The sequence below is a fragment of the Actinomadura vinacea genome (assembly GCF_039532545.1).
GTDB classification, from domain to species: Bacteria; Actinomycetota; Actinomycetes; order Streptosporangiales; family Streptosporangiaceae; genus Spirillospora; species Spirillospora vinacea.
Genome location: NZ_BAAARW010000040.1, coordinates 1 through 3,696 on the forward strand (window position 1 = coordinate 1; position 3,696 = coordinate 3,696).

General features: G+C 68.0%; 2 protein-coding genes and 1 pseudogene. 2 read left to right on the top strand and 1 reads right to left on the bottom strand.

Annotated elements, in window-relative coordinates; translation table 11 throughout:
- Window positions 1–572: 572 nt before the first annotated feature.
- Window positions 573–1,754: pseudogene (locus tag ABD340_RS43650) on the bottom strand (RNA-guided endonuclease InsQ/TnpB family protein); the annotation flags it as partial.
- Between the two features lie 158 nt (window positions 1,755–1,912).
- On the opposite strand from ABD340_RS43650, the gene ABD340_RS43655 reads away from it, so the two are divergent.
- The gene (locus ABD340_RS43655) at window positions 1,913–2,503 is read left to right on the top strand and encodes a phospholipid scramblase-related protein (protein ID WP_344597565.1); all 591 of its coding nucleotides are present in this window, start codon (window positions 1,913–1,915) and stop codon (window positions 2,501–2,503) included.
- A gap of 115 nt (window positions 2,504–2,618) precedes the next feature.
- On the top strand, window positions 2,619–2,975 hold the full coding sequence (locus tag ABD340_RS43660; protein ID WP_344597566.1) for a hypothetical protein: 357 nt from the start codon (window positions 2,619–2,621) through the stop codon (window positions 2,973–2,975).
- Window positions 2,976–3,696 lie beyond the last annotated feature (721 nt).

Genomic DNA, 3,696 nt, shown 5'->3' on the forward strand with positions numbered 1-3,696 from the left:
GCCGGAGAAGACCCCGGCCGCCGCCGGCGGCGGCGCCCCCGACATGGGCGGCATGGACTTCTGATCGGGTCCACGCCCACCCTCGGGTGAACGGCATGGAAAGGGGGCGGTCCCACTGGGGCCGCCCCCTTTTCGGCTGCCAACCCCCATTGTCGCCCACCTGGCGGACCACGACCCCCACGGATACCGCGCGTCGAGCAGCCGCGCAGCGCCCCGTTGCCAAGCCACAGCCCTGCTCGGTAGATATAGCGACGGTGCGCAGCCGGCGCATGCGTCATACGACCGCCTCCTCATGAACTCAAGCAGCACAGCGGTAGCGGAGCGTGTTACGACGGTCGTGCGCCGCCACGCCTCGTCCGGATGAGGACCGAACAGGCGTGCCGAGGGTCTTCCGCTCCCCGGCGCGCCTTGGGAGGATCACCGCTGAGACGGAGCGGTGATGAACGCGCGGGAGCGGCCGACAAGAGGACGAAGAGCGGCTTGCGAACGCCTCCAATGCGATGAGGCCAGGAGAATGCTTGACTTCCTCCCCACCTGAAGGAGGGGGATTCCTACGGCTCGCGCCGCAGGGTTTCCTGCTTCAGCGCCGACTGCCCCGTCCGGGAGGAGTCCCGTTGAGGTCTTACACCGGCTCCACAGGCCGTCACCGCCGGCCCGGCGGCCAGAATGTTGCGCGCCGCGTTCACGTCCCGGTCGTGGGAGGACCCGCAGCCGCACGTCCAGACGCGGACGTGCAAGGGCATCTCCTCCTGCCGGGTGCCGCAGGCGGAGCAGAGCTTGGAGGAGGGGAACCAGCGGTCGACCGCGATGAGCGCGCGGCCGTACCAGGCGGCCTTGTACTCCAGCATGCCCCGGAACTGGCTCCAGGCCGCGTCGGAGATGGCGCGGGCGAGGGTGCGGTTCTTGAGCATGTTGCCGACGGTCAGGTCTTCGATCACGAGCGTTTGGTTGTCACGCACGAGCCGGGCGGTGATCTTGTGGAGGAAGTCGCGGCGCCGGTCGGCGATCCGGGCGTGGATCCGGGCGACCCTGCGCCGGGCTTTGGCCCGGTTGGCGCCGTCCCCTTTGGCCTTGCGGGACAGTGCACGCTGGGCTTTGGCCAGCCGGTCCCGGTCGCGGCGTTCGTGGCGGGGGTTGGTGATCTTCTCGCCGGTGGACAGGGTGAGCAGGTGGTCGAGCCCGGCGTCGATCCCGACCGCTGCGCCGGTCGCGGGGGGCAGCGGTGTGACGGCCGGGTCCTGGCACAGCAGGGATGCGAACCAGCGCCCGGCCGCGTCCTACGACACCGTCACCGTCGAAGGCCGGGCACCCTCGGGCAGCGGACGGGACCACACGATGGCCAGGGGCCCGGTCATCTTCGCCAGCGTGAGTTCGCCGTCGCGGAACTGGAACCCCGAGGCGGTGTACTCGGCCGACCTGCGCGACCGCTTGCGGGACTTGAACCGCGGACACGCTGCGCGCTTGGCGAAGAAGTTGGTGAAGGCCGTCTGCAGGTGGCGCAGCGACTGCTGGAGGGGGACGGAGGACACCTGGTTGAGGTAGGCCAGTTCCTCGGTCTTCTTCCACGCCGTCAGCATCGCCGAGGTCGCGTTGTAGCCGACATGTTCCCGCCGCTGCGTCCATGCCTGGGTGCGGGCGGCCAGTGCCAGGTTGTAGACCTTGCGCACGCACCCGAACGTGCGCGACAGCTCCGCCGCCTGCGCCTGGGGCGGATAGAAACGGTACTTGAACGCCCGCTTCACCTGTGCCGCCATGGCCTCAGAAGTACCACGCCAGGTGGTGCGGGCGTGCGGGTTTGCGGGTGTGGTGGACGCCGAAGCGCCTGGGCGGCGATTCGGCTTTCCCTGTCCTGCTCCGCAGGCGTCCGATTCCTCCCCCGCCTGAAGGCGGGGGCTTCCTCGGAGGTATCCAGATGAGCGATCCCTTCAGTCCCTCGGTACTCCGGGTCGAGCAGCCGCGCCGGGGACCGTTCGCCAGATCGCAGTACAAAGTCCTGGACGCGGACGGCACCCTGCTCGCGGTCGCCGACCAGAGCAACGAACGCGCGCGCCGGGAGAGGCTTCAGACCTTCTTCCCCGGGAAGTCCGAGCTGCACGCCAGGGCCGTGCTGCTCACCACGCCCGACGGCACACCGCTGCTCGCGGTCGACAAGGAGTCCGGCCGGATGCTCACCACGGTGAGCCGGGTGGACGGCGAGACCGTCGGCACCTTCCGGACCGAGCGCGTCGGCCGCCGCTACCTGATCCGCGACAGCGAGGGCGGGCCGCTTGGCGAGATCGCGGTCGACCTGGGACGCAACAACTTCACGGTGACCGATGCCGAGGGGAGCCGGGTCGGGCACATCCGCAAGAAGTGGGCAGGTATCGCGACCCACCTGCTGACCACCGCCGACAAGTACACCGTGGAGATCAACGACCCCGTGCCGGAGCCACTGCGCACGATGGTCGTCACCACGGCGATCGCCATGGATCTGACGCTGCACGAGTCCAAGGACATCACCTGACAAGGACTGTGGCCGGTGCCGACGGGACAGGTAGCCGGTTCGCGGGGGCCGCTCGATCCGCGGATGGCAGAGCGTCGGGCTTCCGGACGTCGCCGCACCGAGGTACCGTCCGATCGTGCAGGTCATTTCCGAGCGCACGAACGGCTGGTGGATCTCACCGGCCCTGCCGACGATCGCGAACTGCCTGCTGGCCGTGCTCTGGGGCTTCTCGACCGCGGGCGGCTGGGGCGAGGCGGCCTTCTGCGGTGAGGACGACCATCTCGACACGGTGTGCGCCGCGGATTTCGAGCCGGCCGTCGCACTGTCCACTCCTCCCGCGCTGCTGGCCGCGGCCATGGTCGTGATCTCCTGGGCGCTGCCCGGCGTACGACGGAAACCGCAGCGGCTCGACGCCCTGCTCACCGTCGCGGCGGCCGTCTGGGTGGTGGCCGAGGGCATCCTCTTCGTCGGCGGGTACCTGGCCAAGCCATAGGGTGCGAGCCGGCCGGTTCCTGGGTGAGCAACTTGTGACCTAACGGGTCTCGTCCCGTAAAACCCGAGGTGGCAGCCTTGGGGGTTGGGCAAAGCGGTGCCGAAGCGTTGACATCTCGCGGTGTTGTACGCGAGCCGGTTTGACGTTGCCCCCCGTTGGGCATACTGTTCACTTCGCCCCGCAGGGGAGCAGGACGCCGTCAAGGCGGCCGACCCGCGGGAGCCATCCAACGATCTAGCCGGTGTGACTTTGTCGTGCCTGCGGTCAGGATGAGTCGGAAAGGGCCCGATTTTGACAAACGGGCCGGATCTGATGAAATAGCGACAACGCCGGGAAGGGACCGCGCAAGCGGAACCTGAAAGGCGAATCGGAAAAGCCCGGAATTGACACTCCGAGCGGATCTGATAAAGTAGAAAACGTCGCCCCGGGGCGGGAAACGCGAAAGCGGGTCCAGCGCGGTGGGTGTCCGTTTCTTGAGAACTCAACAGCGTGTTAAAAGCCAGTGCCTTTATCGGTTCGGCCTTAGTGTCGGACCGCCCCGTGGCCGCGGTTCTCTTCGGAGGTCCGTGGTGGGGATTTCTTTGAGGCAATGCGCCGGCCCTGTGGGTCGGTGTATCGCTGGGATTGTTTTCCTGAGGTTTGGCGGCCCGGTTCTGCTGGGTTGTCGTTTGGACCTTGATGGAGAGTTTGATCCTGGCTCAGGACGAACGCTGGCGGCGTG